The 14,195-nt window shown below is 60.8% G+C and carries 16 protein-coding genes; 6 read left to right on the top strand and 10 right to left on the bottom strand.

Going from position 1 to position 14,195, the window contains the following annotated elements:
* Window positions 1-49: 49 nt before the first annotated feature.
* The 9 genes from ABGT73_RS00245 to ABGT73_RS00205 all read right to left on the bottom strand — a co-directional run bounded on the left by ABGT73_RS00245 (window position 50) and on the right by ABGT73_RS00205 (window position 7,875).
* Entirely contained in the window at window positions 50-697 is a 648-nt protein-coding gene (locus ABGT73_RS00245) for a TadE family protein (RefSeq protein WP_346667849.1), read from the bottom strand.
* Between the two features lie 18 nt (window positions 698-715).
* A complete protein-coding gene (locus ABGT73_RS00240) occupies window positions 716-1,147 on the bottom strand; it encodes a hypothetical protein (RefSeq protein WP_346667848.1) in 432 nt (143 codons plus the stop codon).
* A gap of 23 nt (window positions 1,148-1,170) precedes the next feature.
* Entirely contained in the window at window positions 1,171-2,514 is a 1,344-nt protein-coding gene (locus tag ABGT73_RS00235) for a WG repeat-containing protein (protein ID WP_346667847.1), read from the bottom strand.
* Window positions 2,515-2,571: 57 nt separating this feature from the next.
* Window positions 2,572-3,201 (bottom strand): A24 family peptidase, encoded by a 630-nt coding sequence (locus ABGT73_RS00230; RefSeq protein WP_346667846.1) that lies wholly within the window; start codon window positions 3,199-3,201, stop codon window positions 2,572-2,574.
* A gap of 140 nt (window positions 3,202-3,341) precedes the next feature.
* Window positions 3,342-3,560 carry a hypothetical protein gene (locus ABGT73_RS00225; protein ID WP_346667845.1) on the bottom strand — a complete coding sequence of 73 codons (219 nt, stop codon included), beginning with the start codon at window positions 3,558-3,560 and terminating at the stop codon, window positions 3,342-3,344.
* Between the two features lie 75 nt (window positions 3,561-3,635).
* Entirely contained in the window at window positions 3,636-4,526 is an 891-nt protein-coding gene (locus tag ABGT73_RS00220) for a type II secretion system F family protein (RefSeq protein ID WP_346667844.1), read from the bottom strand.
* Between the two features lie 5 nt (window positions 4,527-4,531).
* The gene (locus ABGT73_RS00215) at window positions 4,532-5,428 is read right to left on the bottom strand and encodes a hypothetical protein (RefSeq protein ID WP_346667843.1); all 897 of its coding nucleotides are present in this window, start codon (window positions 5,426-5,428) and stop codon (window positions 4,532-4,534) included.
* Window positions 5,425-6,759 carry a CpaF family protein gene (locus ABGT73_RS00210; protein ID WP_346667842.1) on the bottom strand — a complete coding sequence of 445 codons (1,335 nt, stop codon included), beginning with the start codon at window positions 6,757-6,759 and terminating at the stop codon, window positions 5,425-5,427. Before ABGT73_RS00210 ends, ABGT73_RS00215 begins: the two co-directional genes overlap by 4 nt.
* A gap of 12 nt (window positions 6,760-6,771) precedes the next feature.
* Window positions 6,772-7,875 carry a hypothetical protein gene (locus ABGT73_RS00205; RefSeq protein ID WP_346667841.1) on the bottom strand — a complete coding sequence of 368 codons (1,104 nt, stop codon included), beginning with the start codon at window positions 7,873-7,875 and terminating at the stop codon, window positions 6,772-6,774.
* Between the two features lie 679 nt (window positions 7,876-8,554).
* Here ABGT73_RS00205 and ABGT73_RS00200 point away from each other — a divergent pair.
* The 6 genes from ABGT73_RS00200 (at window position 8,555) to ABGT73_RS00175 (ending at window position 12,460) form a co-directional block, all read left to right on the top strand.
* Window positions 8,555-9,226, top strand: coding sequence for a response regulator transcription factor (locus tag ABGT73_RS00200; protein WP_346667840.1), 672 nt, complete (start codon window positions 8,555-8,557; stop codon window positions 9,224-9,226).
* On the top strand, window positions 9,223-10,314 hold the full coding sequence (locus ABGT73_RS00195; RefSeq protein ID WP_346667839.1) for a HAMP domain-containing sensor histidine kinase: 1,092 nt from the start codon (window positions 9,223-9,225) through the stop codon (window positions 10,312-10,314). Before ABGT73_RS00200 ends, ABGT73_RS00195 begins: the two co-directional genes overlap by 4 nt.
* Window positions 10,311-10,838, top strand: a complete 528-nt coding sequence (locus ABGT73_RS00190) for a hypothetical protein (RefSeq protein WP_346667838.1) — start codon at window positions 10,311-10,313, stop codon at window positions 10,836-10,838. Before ABGT73_RS00195 ends, ABGT73_RS00190 begins: the two co-directional genes overlap by 4 nt.
* 137 nt (window positions 10,839-10,975) lie before the next feature.
* Entirely contained in the window at window positions 10,976-11,245 is a 270-nt protein-coding gene (locus ABGT73_RS00185) for a hypothetical protein (RefSeq protein WP_346667837.1), read from the top strand.
* A 71-nt stretch (window positions 11,246-11,316) separates the two neighbouring features.
* Window positions 11,317-11,685: a hypothetical protein gene (locus ABGT73_RS00180; protein WP_346667836.1), complete on the top strand. Its 369-nt coding sequence runs from the start codon at window positions 11,317-11,319 to the stop codon at window positions 11,683-11,685.
* A gap of 67 nt (window positions 11,686-11,752) precedes the next feature.
* Window positions 11,753-12,460, top strand: coding sequence for a hypothetical protein (locus ABGT73_RS00175; protein ID WP_346667835.1), 708 nt, complete (start codon window positions 11,753-11,755; stop codon window positions 12,458-12,460).
* Window positions 12,461-12,618: 158 nt separating this feature from the next.
* Here ABGT73_RS00175 and ABGT73_RS00170 read toward each other — a convergent pair whose 3' ends face one another.
* Entirely contained in the window at window positions 12,619-14,079 is a 1,461-nt protein-coding gene (locus tag ABGT73_RS00170; RefSeq protein ID WP_346667834.1) for a C69 family dipeptidase, read from the bottom strand.
* Window positions 14,080-14,195: the final 116 nt, after the last annotated feature.

Here is a 14,195-nt window from a genome sequence, read left to right as displayed (position 1 = left end):
TGTCACGCACCGCACGGAAGGGAACGATACAGTTGTTTTGACGTATGGGTCAGGACCCGAACAGACCGGCCATTTTATGAATCGCAGAGAAGATGCTGTCGATTGCGCCCACGGCTTTGCTGTCCACCAGGGTGAACAGATTGTTCAGCGTATCCACCGAGTGGATGTAATTGCTCAGGTCCACGCAGGAACCATACCCCACCGCATGGTAGGTCACCGTCTCCGGCAGTCCGAAATAGACCAGCGCACCGCCGAAGGGAATCTCATAGGTGGCCGAAATTTCCACCTCCACATGGCGCTGGGCAAAGGAGTCGCTCAGCGTACGCACTTCAATGTCGGGGGGCGAGACCTCGTTGGCGAAGCTGATCTGTTCCAGGCTCCACCTGGCATACTTTTCTCCCTTTTCGGCATTCTTGTCCGACAAATGGCCGGTAAGGTAGCGAAAGGGGCTGACCGAACATTTCATCGTCCGGGTGATGAATCCCATCACCGGGTCGGAATCGGGGTAGGCGTAGCTCTGGGCCAGGCGGGAGGCCGTGTCGTTGGCCACACTGGACACAACCAGCTGCTGGTACAGCAAAAAGCCGAACGACAGGAACATCGTGAGCACAAAAACCATGAGGGTCATCACGATCATGCCTTCCACGATCTCCATGCCCCGCTCCCGCCGGAGCAGGCACGTCCTGAGCCGTCCCATTGCCATCCCTCCTTTGTGTTATCGGAAAACCAGATAGTAGAATGCAACCCACAGCGCCAGGGGCAAAAGGGCCGCAAGGGTGTAGGGAATGCCGGGGTTGCGGTCATTTTCCGGCACCGCTTTGTCCGGCCTGCCCTGCGGATAGTACAGCAGGATACACCGGGGCGGCACCGAGCGGAACCGCGCGCGGTAGGTATAGCCGATGCCGTCCACCTGATACTCGTAGACCACCCGGTACTGGTTTTTTCTCTGTTCCAGGTTGCCGGAAGGGTCCCCCACCAGAAAGCGGCTGGATTGCAGGGTGGCCGTCACCACCCTGCCCGCCTGCCTGGCCTGGCGGACGGTCCGTTCGCCCGCCGTGGACAGGCCCCGCCGGCATGCCGCCACGATCACCGGCACCGACACCGCCAGCGCGGCAAACCATGCACACAAGGCTGCCTGTATTTCCATCCCCGTCCTCCGATTTTGCGCCGTCAATGGGTCACATTCCAGGCGATCAGATACCACTCCGGCGCATCCGCGTGCTCCATCACCGGGCAGGTGCCGGAATCGGGCGAGAAATACCCCGCTCCCGCAAAATCGCCGTCAATGACCACATTGCCCTGCGGGTCAATGAAGTCCCAGCTGCCCCCGGTACAGACGGCCGCCACACCGCCGGAAAAGCTGTGCGCCGCCTCATAGGCGGGCGGCAGCAGCACCGTGCCGTCCTTCTGGACGAAGCCCCACTTGCCATCCTGGCAGAAGGCGATGGCCTCCCCCGCCGTGCAGATGTCTATATCCTCACAGGAGAAGCCTTCCACCGGCGCGCCGTCGCTGCCGGCAATTTTCCAGCTTCCCTCCGTCTTGACCAGCATCACGTCATCCTGGAGCCAGCGTCCCAGCGGGTCCAGGCGGACATCCTCCCAGGTGGCGTCCCCGACCTGGGTTCCGTCCGTGCCGATCAGGCACCATGCGCCGCTATCCAGCTGGACCGCGGCGGTCCCGTCCTGGAAGCAGCCCGCCTGCAGATAGCCGCCCAGGACCTCCTGGCCGTTGCTGTCCAGATAGCACCAGTCTTCCCGTCCCTGCAGCCGCACCGGGACCAGACCCTCGCTGTAGGCGTGGGCCTGTTCCACAGTCCCCGGGAAGCGCCCGATCATCACGCCCTCGGCGTCAAACAGCCGGACTTCGCCCTCCTCGGTGGAGCAGAGCACGACGCCCTCCTCCCCCACGGGGCCGGTATACCGGTACTTCATGTCCACAACCTCATTGCCGGAGGGGTCCACCGCCCCGTACAGGTCCCCTGTCTCCACCGTATAGGCGTTTTCATGCTCCAGCGGGGTGATGTTCTCGTACTTCTGATAGCGCTCTTTCACGCTGTAATACGCCTGGCGCCACTGTACCGAGAGGGTATCGCTGCTCACCTCCGCGCGCTGTGCCTGGCGCAGGGTATCCACCGCCTGGGAGAACTCTTCCTCCTCCAGATAGATCTGCGCAGCGCGCTCCCAGTAGGAGACCTCGTCAGGGTAGGCGGCGGTGGCGTCCTGGTAAGCGGCCAGCAGGGTCTTTTTCACCGTGTTGGTGGGCTCTTCCTGGTAGTAGGATTCACAGGCCTGCACCAGCGAATGATACAGATCCCGGCTGGGGCGCTGGGCAATGGCATCGTTGTAGGATTCAATGGCTTTCTGGTACAGTCCCCGTTCCTGGTAGGAATCGCCCTGTTCCATCAGGTTCCGGACGCTGCTGATTCCCTCCGCCAGCTGCCGGCCGAGCAGGAACCAGCTGAAAGCGCACACAGCAATCAGCATGACAATGACAGCCAGACGTGTTTGTTTCATATCGATTCCTCCGCGATGGTCGCCTTTCCAGTTGCCGCAAGCAAGGGCAGGGCGCCGTCAAAAACTTCCCAGAAAGACGGTAATCAGCAATCCAAGGTAAAAAAAGGGGGCGAAGGCAATGCTGCTCTTCATGGTGATGCGGCGCAGCGCCAGCAGGACAAGCACAAACGCCACGGCGCTGAGCTGCGCGAACAGCAGGACGCTGAAGCCGCCGTACAGGCCGATCAGGCAGGTCAGCGCCGCGATCAGCTTGATGTCGCCGCCGCCGATCCCGCCGTGGGACAGCCGGCTGCAAAGGCGCAGAAAGCCGAACACCACGGCGCCGCCCAGCGCGCCGCCCAGGAAGGCCGTCCACTGGGCGCGCTGCCACAGGATATCCAGTGCCGTGCACAGCACAAAGCCCGCCAGCACAAGGGCCGGATACAGATTGGGGATGGTACGGGTTTTCACATCACAGCGGGCCGCACCGGCCACCGCGCCGGCCGCCAGGAGCAGGCGCAGGCAGGACAGGGGGTTGCCGTCCACCCGCAGCCAGCCGAACCAGCCGATCAGGGCGCCGGCCGCCAGGGCGCCGGCCAGTTCCAGCCAGAAGCCCCGGCCCCGGCAGGGCAGGGCCAGGAATTGCCTGCGGGAAAAGCATACCCCGCCCGCCACGGCCACCGCGGTGAGGATCGTCCAAAGGTACATCACAAGCAGCCCCTTTCTGCAGCAGACATCCGCTTCCCAGGGGCTGTACCGTTTGCCGCCGTACAGCCCTTGGGAAGCAGGGCCTGCCTTTTCTGGCAGGCCCTGCCGTCAGTGCCTTTCCGTTTGTCCGTTTAGGCTTCTCAGGCGCCGAAGGTGCCCAAGAAATCCTCCACCTTCGTGGTGACCGCCGCGGTGATGCTGTCGCCAAAACCAATAAAGGTTGCAATGAGGCCCAGACCCACGGCCAGCAGAATGAGAACCTGGATGATTTCCATACCGGACTCTTCCTTCTTGACCTCCATCAGGCCGGCGCGGAGCTTCATCGCCCCGAGCATTGCTTTTTCTTTGAGATGTACCATTTACATGTTCCTCCTTTACAACGAACATTTTGTTTTCTATGCAAACCGCAAAGGAAACCAACGGATACGAGCCCCTCACAGGCTCAGATTCATATTGGCCAAAGCCGCCACCAGGATGATGGCCATGATGCCGATCAGAATCAGTGTTGTGGGAATCAGCAGCCGGGCGGCAGCCTCGTCACCGCGCTGCAGCATCAGCTGCCGGCGCCGGGCCCCCATTTCCTGGGCCTGCTGGCGCATGAAGACGGTCATGTCGGAGCCGCCCCGGGCGGCGTTCTGGATGATGATGCTTGCAAACTTGCGGATTTCCGGCGAAGCCGTCCGGACGCCGAAATTATAGATTGCGCTTTCCAGCGGCACGTTGTTGTCCATATCCACGGAAGCGTCCTGCATCAGATCATAAATGGGGCCTGTCTTGCTGTACGCCACGGTGCGCCAGGCCTCGATGATGGTTTCATTGCAGTTCAGCAGCAGCGCCAGTTTGGACACCACATTGGAGAATTCCAGCAGACAGGCCGTACTGCGTTTCTTGATCTGGTTGGCCATCTCGTTGGCGCCCTGATTGTACACCGCATAGACGCCCACCACGCCCACCAGCAGGGTGGCGTATACCATGATGCCCTCCATCCAGGCCGCCGCACAAAAGACGAAGGCCATGACCAGTATGGACAGGGACAGTGTGCGCGCCCAGTACAGCCGCGCCCAGTACTCTGCGAAGCGCCCCTGATTTTCCGGGTGCAGGATCTGTGCCTGTGCCATCAGTTTCTGTCCCATCTTGGACTTCATGCTCAGCCACGGGACCCGGTACTGCAAAAGGTATCCCGCCGAAAACAGTTCCTTGTCGCTGTACCCCTCCTGGGGCAGGCCTTCGATCTTGCTGTCATAGCGGCTTCCCAGCAGGAGGAGCAGAATGTAGAACACCGAGATGACCGTGCCGATGGCCAGGAAAATCACTTTGATCATCATGGTGCTCACTCTCCTTTCTTAGCGCTGGTGACGATTTTCTGTCCCATCCTGTAGGCCATATAAAACAGGCACAGGGCGATGGTCATCACCACCACGCCCAACGGGGTGGCAAAGTTTTCCGAGAAGGACTGGTTGGTCACCCGCAGCATCAGCACGATGGCGAGAGGCGCCACGGTAATGACGTTGAGTTCCACCTGATTGGAGCTCATCTTGCTGGTGATTTCATCCTCGATTTCCATCTTTTCGCCGATGATGTCATGCGTCTGCCGGACGATCTGGGCAATCTTTCCGCCCCGGCGCCGGGACGCGCTGAAAACATTGCTGAAATCCTGGATGTCCTCGCATCCGCTGCGCTTTGCAAAGTCCTCCAGCATGATTTCCAGCCCGATTTCGTTGTTGCCGGCCGCCACGATTTCCCGCATCTCCTTTGTGATGTAGGCCTCGTCCCCGTACTGGATGATCATGTCCTGGTAGGCCGTGCGGAAGGACTGTTCCACGGTATCCACCGTCATGGACGTGGCCAGCGACTCCATCAGGCTGCGGAACTGGGACCGCAGGGCCAGCTGCCGGCGGTTCCTGAGCTGTTCTTCCCGGAGGGGAAGAAAGACGCGGCTGGCCACGGCGCCCGCCACCACGAATACCACCACGTTGGCAATCAGGGTCAGGGCCGTGGGTTTTCCGTCCCGGCTGAACAGCCCGCCGTAAAACACCAGCCCCGCCGCGCCGCCCAGGATGAAGGCCAGTGCCGTATAGAGCAGCGTCTCACCGGGCGTCATCCGGTAGACGCGGTAGTTCAGCACCCTCTCCTGCGCGGGGTTCTGGACCCACTGGGGTTCCCGGTGCTTTTTGGCCTTGGCCGGTTTTTTCCCGTTCCTGTTTTTGCTTTGCGGCTTCTTATTCATCGGGCAGCACCTTCCTCCTGAACAAACAGCTGATGTTCTTTCTCTTCCCACTGCTTTTCCGCCGGGTTGGGGGCAGGAATGTCCCGCGGGGTATAGCCGGCGCGCAGCAGTTTATCCACCTGGGTCATGGGGTAGTGGGTGCGGATCAGTCTGCCGGAGACCTTTTTGACGGTGGAGGTCTCGTCCTCGTAGAACTTGTAAAGGGGATTCAGCCGCACATTGCCCTCGGCGTCCAGGCCGGGCAGCACTTCCGAGATGGTCATCGTCTTGCGGCTGTGATCCCGCAGGCGGGACAGATGAATGATGATGTCCACCGCACTCACGATTTGCTGGCGGACCGCCTTCAAAGGCAGGTTGGCGGCGCCCTGCAGCACCATGGTTTCCAGCCGGCTGATCATATCCTCCGCGGAGTTCGCGTGGCCGGTGGAAAGGCTGCCGTCATGGCCTGTATTCATGGCCTGCAGCATGTCCAGTGCCTCGGCGCCGCGGACCTCGCCCACAATGATCCGGTCCGGCCGCATGCGCAGGCTGGAGCGGATCAGGTCGCGGATGGTGATCTCGGTATTTTCGTCGGACGAGGCGGTCTTATTGCGGGTTTCCAGCCGGACGATGTTGGGCACTTCCTTGATCTGCAGTTCCGCCGAATCCTCGATGGTGATGATGCGCTCATCCTTGGGGATATAATTGGACAGGGCGTTGAGAAAGGTGGTCTTGCCGGAGCCCGTGCCCCCCGCAATGAAGATGTTGTACCGGGCGTGGACCAGCTTGTGCAGAAAGGCGTCCACCTCCGGCGTGATGGAGCCGAAATCCATGAGCATCTGCATCGTCATGGGGTCCTTGGTGAATTTGCGGATGGTGACGGTGGAGCCATCCAGGGAGATGCCGTTCAAGACAACATTCACGCGGCTTCCGTCCTTCAGCCGCGCATCCAGAATCGGCTCCGCGTCGGTGATTTCCCGCTTGGCGATCTTGGCAATGCGGTCAATGATATCCCGCAGTTCCTTTTCGTCCCGGAAATGGCGGTCCAGGCGCTGCAGCCGGCCCTTTTTTTCCACGAATATATTCTGGGACCCGTTGATCATCACTTCGGTGATCTCTTCATCCTGCAGGATTTCATCCAGCAGGCCGCCCAGGCCGCGGTACGAACTGAAGATATGCTCCACAATATCCAGCCGCTGGGTAGGGGTGATGTACTCGCCGGCGGCCTTGCTGCGCACCAGGTCCTCAATTCCCTTGCGCAGGTCCTCATCTTTCATGTGGGCAACTTTCAGCTCCCGGCCGACAGAATCCGCCACTGCTTGCTGCAAAGCCGCCAAACGATCCGGTGTCATGGCAATCTTCCTTTACTTGTCCAGTGCGTCAAAAAAAGTACCTTTGGAAATTTCCGTCACGATATCCTTCTGCAGTGCGTTGCCGTACCGCGGGATCTGCCCCAGCTTCCTCACATAGGCAGGCACATTTTCCGCCGGGCCGGCCTGGCTTCCGAAACGGCTGTACAGGACCGCCACCTCGCAGTTCATGTTGGTTTCCTGTGACCCGCCCAGCACCTTCAGCGATTCCAGCAGCCGCACCATGGCCTGATTGCTCTTGGAGGTGCCGTCGCTCACCACGGTCAGCCACTGCACACAGGGCAGAATCTCTGTCAGCATCCCGTTGAGCTGGCTGTCCGCGTCCACAATGCAGCACTCATACTGTGCCGCCAGCGCCCTGACCAGGTCCGCCGCCTCGCGGCCGGTAAAGTCCATCGCATCCACAGGCAGCGTAAAGCCGGCGAAGAAGTCCACCCCTGTGCGCGCATCGGTAACCAGCAAGCTCTTCAGTTTCAGCTGCAGGCCGCGGATGTTGTCCTGGCCGTTGTCCTGGGGCAGAAGATGCTGCCATTCCTGGTAGGCATAGTGCACATCGGACATGGACCTTCCCTGATCGCCGAAAAACAGCTCGGGCATCGCATTCTGCTGCAAGCTGAAATAGACCACCCTTTTTCCGCGGGCGGCCTGCTGCACGGCGCAGGCCATGGCCGCCGTGGAGCATCCCACGCCGCCGCAGGCGCCCATGAAGAGCAGGGCCGTACCGCTGCCGCCCAGCGTGTAGCTGCCACCGGCATTGCGGATGTTCGCCGCCAGTCCCTGGACAGAGCGCAGAAGCAGCGATGCCTTCTGGTACTTGCAGATGGCCGGATGATCGGCCCATGCGGTCATGGTTTTGTCGTCGCTCAGATAGGCAAGGATCGGCTGACGCACCAGCACGGAGGGATCGGGAAGCATTTCCGGTGTGGCCAGAAGAATGTCCATCCGCGCATTGGTCGCCAGATAGGCATTGCAATCTTCCACGCTGGTAAACAGGCAGAGTTCCAGACGCATGGTGTCGTCCGGATGCGCTGAAATATAGGCAGCGATTTTATCCAGATATCTCTCGTCCTGATCCAAAAAGCCCAGACAAACAATCATAACGGTTCCTCATATCTTTGCCAAGCATAAGCGGCTTCCACGTTTCCGGTTGACAGGATGGTGAAAATTTGAAGTATATAAGGAAATTATATATTCTTGGTCACATTGTGTCAATCCAAAATGGCGCAACTCCGCCGCCGGAAAACCGCCGTCCGTCGGCTGCGGCGGGTTTCCGGCAGCTGCCCCGTCTGCCCTGCAAAAGGGCGTTCCGTTTTCCTGTCCGCCCCGCGGCGCGGGGGGCGGTTCTGCCGCGGAACGGCCGGCTGCCGCGCCTTCCTGTCAGTTTTGCAGGAAATCCTGCCTGTTTTGTCAATCCGTTGGCAATCCGCCGCAGAATCTGGTATAATAAAAAGTTTACCTTGCCGCGGCCGCGGGATTCCGGGAACGCCCTGATGGGAGCCGGGCGGGGGCAAAAAGGGCGGCGTTCTGCACGGCATGTCCGCCTGTGCGTTGCAAGCGGCCGATCAGAAAAAAAATATGGAAGGGTTCCCTCTGCGGCGGTTTCCGCCGCCGCAGCCCCTTTTCCCCGCCCATTAACAATTCTCAAACAATCCGCAAACCCGACCGAAACAAATCCCCGCTACAATTGTCTTTGTATTTTGGGACTGTCCCGGATTGCGTCCGGGAAAAGGCAGGGTATATAATGATCCCATATGAAAACCAGCGGGGAGGAATCTGTATGGTCCACATTCTGGTGGTGGAGGACGACGCCAGGCTGAACCGGGCGGTGTGCACCTATCTGAACGACAGCGGTTTTTCCGCCACAGGCTGCCTGTCGGCCCGGGCGGCCTACGACGAGCTGTACAACCATCTGTATGATCTCATCGTATCGGACATCATGATGCCGGAGGTGGACGGTTTTGAGTTTGCGGAGACGGTGCGGCGGGTAAACAAGGCCATTCCCATCCTGTTCATGTCGGCCCGGGACGATCTGCCCGCCAAGCAGCGGGGGTTCCGGCTGGGCATCGACGACTACATGGTCAAGCCCATCGAGCTGGACGAGCTGATTCTGCGCATCCGGGCGCTGCTGCGCCGCGCCCACATCGAGATGGAGCGCAAACTCACGGTGGGCAACCTGACCCTGGACGCCGACGCCGTCACGGCCACGGTGGCGGGGCAGGAGATCCCGGTGACCACCCGGGAGTTCAACATCCTTTACAAGCTGCTGTCCTACCCCAACAAGACCTTTTCCCGGGCGCAGCTGATGGACGAATTCTGGGATGTGGACTCCGAGACCAGTTTGCGGGCGGTGGATGTCTACATCACCAAGCTGCGGGACAAGTTTTCCGGCTGCGACGGTTTCGCCATCAAAACGGTGCGCGGGCTGGGGTACAAGGCGGTGCTGGCATGAAAACCAACGGCAAATTTTCCGACCAGCGGGTGAAAAAAGGGCTCTTTCCCCTTTCCACCTTTGTGCTGTTTTTTCTGCTGTTCGCCCTGCTCACCACTTTGCAGATGGTGATGATCGGCCAGGCCATCGACTACAAGAGCCTGCCCGCCCGGAACGTCCTGGCGGTGCTGGTGTTCTGGGTGGCGGCGGCGGTCTGCCTCACCCTGCTCACCGGGCTGACCATCCGCCGGCATTACCAGAAGCCCATCGAGGAATTTTCCGAAGCGGCCCGGAAAGTGGCCGCCGGGGATTTTTCGGTGTATCTGCCGCCCCTGCACCCCCTGGACAAGACCACCCACCTGGATGTTCTCTTCATGGATTTCAACAAGATGGTGGAGGAGCTGGGCAGCATCGAAACGCTGAAAACCGACTTTTTCTCCAACGTCTCCCACGAGATCAAGACCCCACTGGCGGTGATCCAGAATAACGCCGAGTTGTTGCAGAAAAAGCAGCTGACCGAAGCCCAGCGGCAGGAGTGCCTCGACACCATCCTGCAGGCCACCCGGCGGCTGTCCAGCCTGATCACCAACATGCTCAAGCTGAACAAGCTGGAGAAGCAGGTGATCCAGCCGCTGCCCCGGGAGTACGATGTCTGCAGCCAGCTCTGCAACTGTGCCCTGCAGTTTGAAAACGTCTGGGAGAAAAAGCAGATCGATTTTGAGGCGGACCTGGAGGACCGGGCGCTGCTCTGTGCCGACGAAGGGCTGCTGGAACTGGTGTGGACCAATCTTTTGTCCAACGCCCTGAAATTCACGCCGGAGGGGGGACGGGTCACGCTGACCCAGACCTCCGACGACCGGGAGATCACCGTCACGGTGGCCGACACGGGCTGCGGCATGGACGAGGCCACGATGCAGAAAATCTTTGACAAATTCTACCAGGGGGATACCTCCCACGCCACCGAGGGCAACGGCCTGGGTCTGGCGCTGGTGCGGCGCATTCTGGAACTGTCGGACGGCACCATCGCGGTGACCAGCACCCCCGGTCGGGGCAGCAGGTTCACGGTGAAGATTCCCCGATCCCTTCCCCGGGAGGCGCAGCCAGTATGAATTCCCAGCCTGAAAACCCCTATGTCGGGTATGAATACAAGGAAATCCAGGTGGCCGCCAAAGACCTTTCCCTCTGCCGGGACGCCTACGAAAACTTCGGCTGGCTGCCGGAAAATCCCAGCCCTGCCGACCCCGGCCGGGGCACGGTGACCTTGCATCTCAAGCGCAACCGGAAGATCATCAACAAGATGGAGCTGACCCGTCTGCAGCGGAATTTTGAATCCTGCATGGAGGAGATCCACCAGATGAAGCGCGCCCCCGGGCAGACGGCCACCGTCTGGGCGCTGGGCACAGCACTTCTGGGCACGGCCTTCATGGCCGGGTCGGTCTTTGCGGTCACCGGCGAGCCGCCCCGGTATCTCGCCATGATTCTTCTGGCCGTTCCGGGTTTTGCGGGGTGGCTGCTGGCCCTGCCGGTCTACCGCCGGGTATTCCGGCGGCAGCGACGCAAGCTGCAGCCCTTTATTGACGCCAAGTACAACGAGATCGACCAGCTGTGTGAAAAGGGTCATTCCCTGCTGTGACAAAGCCGGTGGTGCGAAAAAACGCACCGCCGGCTTTTAACATTCCCCAAACAAAACCGAAGCAATGGGGAAACAAACCTTCTCTATACTAAGGGCACATCCACGGAGAACGGGGATGCAGACAAGGAGGTTATCCCATGAGTACGTATAAAATGAAGCCCGGCAAGATCGGCAAGGCCGCCATCGGCGCCTACCAGAAGGTGGAAGAGAAGTTTGTGGACACCTTTCTTGAGGAGGACGGCAGCCTGAAAACCGGCGGCATGGCCGAGAAGGTCACCGGCGCCTGCCAGAAGGTGGAGGATGCCGTGGTGGGCGGTTACAAGAAGGTGGAAGATGCCTTTGTGAACGCCTTTCTGGAGAAGGAAGACGACGGGGACGCCGTCAAAGGGCGCCACGGCGAAAAGTGACCGCTTTTGACAGCAGGAGAACCAATCCCGGGCGGCCCCGCCGCCGGGACCCTTACAGGAGGAATTGATCCATGAAGAAGAAAGATTTTGTCACGCTGATTCTGGGCACCATCGGCGGGATTCTGTTTGCCCTGGGCATGTGTATGGCGCTGTTGCCGGCGTGGGGCGTCTTCCGCCAGGGTGTCGCGGTGGGTGCCGCCGGTACCCTCGTTCTGGCGGCGATGCTGGTCGTGCGCCGCAAAATGGACGGCAAGCCCGCCATCCTCTGGAACGCCAGAACGGTGGGCATCACCCTGCTGGGTGTGGTCGGGGCGCTGGGGCTGGGGCTGGGCATGTGCATGACGATGCTCTGGGATCTGCTGGTGCCCGGCATTCTGGTGGGGCTTGCGGGCATTGTGCTGCTGCTCTGCCTGTTCCCGGTGGTGAAAGGTCTGGAGTAAACCAGAGCACCCGGGCACTCCTTGCGGTGTTGCCTGGGTGCTTTTGTCTGTGAAAGTTGGGAGGCCTATGGAGCGCAACCACAAACACCTGCCCGCAAAACTGCGGCACAAAATCCGCCGCCACCGCCTTCTCTCCCGCTGGATGGAGGACGACGCCTTCCGCATTGTCGCCGTGGGGTACGGGTCCCTGGCGGGCAACAGCGTCCTGGCCCTCTCCAAGATGCTGGCGGGCTGGTGGTTTTCCTCCCGGTGGCTGATGGCTCTGGCGGGTTACTACCTGGTTTTGTGCGTCACCAGATTTCTCATCCTGCGCAGCACCCGGTCCGGCAGGCCGCCCAAAAAGGGAGAATCCCGGCTCGCCCGGGAATGGAAGACCTACCGCCTGTGCGGCTGCCTGCTGGTGGTGCTTTCCTTTGCGCTGCAGGGGGTGGCCATCCTGATCGTGAAGGAAGGCCAGGGGTTCCGCTATCACGGGTATCTGATCTTTGCGGTGGCCCTCTACGACTTTTCTTGCCTGACGGCCGCCCTTGTCTACCTCATCCGAAAACGGAAGATCCACACACCGGCCATCGCCGCCATCAAGTACATCAGCCTTGCCACTTCCCTGGTGTCCATGCTGTCCCTGCAGACCGCCATGTTTGCCTCCTTCGGCCAGGATACGCCCCCCGAGACCCGGCAGTTCATGAACCTGCTCACCGGCACCGCCGTCTGCGGCCTGCTGGCCGTGCTGGGGGTCGCCATGGTCCTGGTGGCAAACCAACGGGGCAAGGGGTGATCCGCGGCCTTATTTGCCATTTTGTATTGTTTTCTCGCAATATACAGTGTGTATTATTTCCGATCAAGCTGTACAGCAAGCGCTCCCGTCACGCAAAAACCCCGCCGCCTGCCCTTTCGGGCAGGCGGCGGGGCTGCTTTTGTATTATACGGTTCCGATCAGTTGTCCCCTCTGTGGTAGCGGATCTTCATATGTTCCGAGGCATTCCCCAGGATCTGGCCCAGGGCCTTGTCGGATTCCTCCTTCACCATGTCGGCGATTCTGCCGTTGGCCTCCTCCAGGATGGCGGCCGGTGCCCCCTGGCGGATCTTTTCGTCATACTCGTAGAGGAGCTGCTGGCCGCGGTTCATCACGGCGTTCTGGTAGCGCTCGTCCAGGATCAGGGAACTGCCGAACTGGGCGTCGGTGAGGGCGGCGATGAGCCGGCTCTGCCAGTAGATGCTGTCGGTGGAGACAGTGTCGGTGGTGCCGCTGAGGTATTTGGGGAAGGCCGATACGTTGGCATACACCGGGAAGCAGGCCGTGAAGCCGCTGCCGCCCATGGAGAGCCACTCCACGCCGCGGATGGCCTCGGGCAGGTAGCCGCGGATCTGCAGAATGCCGCACACATCGCTGTTGGGCACCCCGATGGTGCGGTACTTGCCCTTGCAGGCGGCGTTTTTGTCGTAGGGGTTGTAGGGCGTGCCCTGGTAGTAGGACCCCAGCAGATACCGCACATCCTCCACCGTCACCTTGCGCTCCGGCACAAAGGACCAGGGGATGTCGTTGCTTTCCGGGGTGAAGTGGGCGTTCTCGCCGTCCCACTGGTAGGTGCGGGGCAGGAAATACCGGGCCATGAACCAGGCGCGGGGGGTGTTGTAGATGTGGTCGGCGTCGGAGTGGGAGCCGAAGGCCAGCCGCGGGTTGAACCCGTCGCCGGTATCCAGCGCCAGGTGGTATTTTTCCACGAATTCCTGCAGGTCCGCCGAGCAGAGGTTTTCCCTCTGTTCGCCGCAGGCATCTGCAAAATCGAAGTGGTCGAGCCCAAACTGGTTGGGCATGACCACCACCCGGTCGTCGGGCACCCGCCGGGCGATCCAGTGGTGGCCGCCGATGGTCTCCAGCCACCACACCTCATCGGCGTCGGCGAAGGCCATGCCGTTGGGCTCGTAGGTGCCGTACTGCTCCAGCAGCGCGCCGGTGCGCAGCACACCCTCCCGGGCGGAGCGGATGTAGGGCAGCACCAGCGTCACCAGGTCCTCCTCGCCGATGCCGCCGGGGATCTCTTTGGTGCCCCGGCCCTTTTTGGGCTGATACCGCACATAGGGGTCGGCGCCGATGACCCGGGCATTGCTGGTGATGGTCTCGGTGGCGGTCATGGCCACGTTGGCCTCATTGATGCCGCAGGCGGGCCACACGCCGTTGGTCTTGGTCACGTTGGGGCAGTCGGTGTAGCGCAGGGCGCCGCCGGGCAGCTCCACCGTCAGGTGAGAGATCACCGTCTTGTAGGTGGAAGCCTTCTCCCGGGCCGGGTGGCTCAACAGCCGCTTGGCCTCAAACTGGCCATCGTCGTTGCGGGCAATGATCGTGGAGCCGTCATGGCTTGCGTTTTTGCCCACCAGAATCGTTGTACAGGGCATGTATAGGTCTCCTTTTGTATGTAACATCCTTTGTCTTGTGTGCAGTTTTCCCCACCGCACAGCAAACTTCCTGTCGCCGGGAGCGCCCAAAAGACGTTTTTTCCCGTTTTGTGCAA

It is taken from the genome of uncultured Subdoligranulum sp., assembly GCF_963931595.1.
Taxonomy (GTDB): domain Bacteria; phylum Bacillota; class Clostridia; order Oscillospirales; family Ruminococcaceae; genus Gemmiger.
Note: the sequence above shows the minus strand (reverse complement) of the source record. Positions and strands in the feature narration are given on the sequence as shown.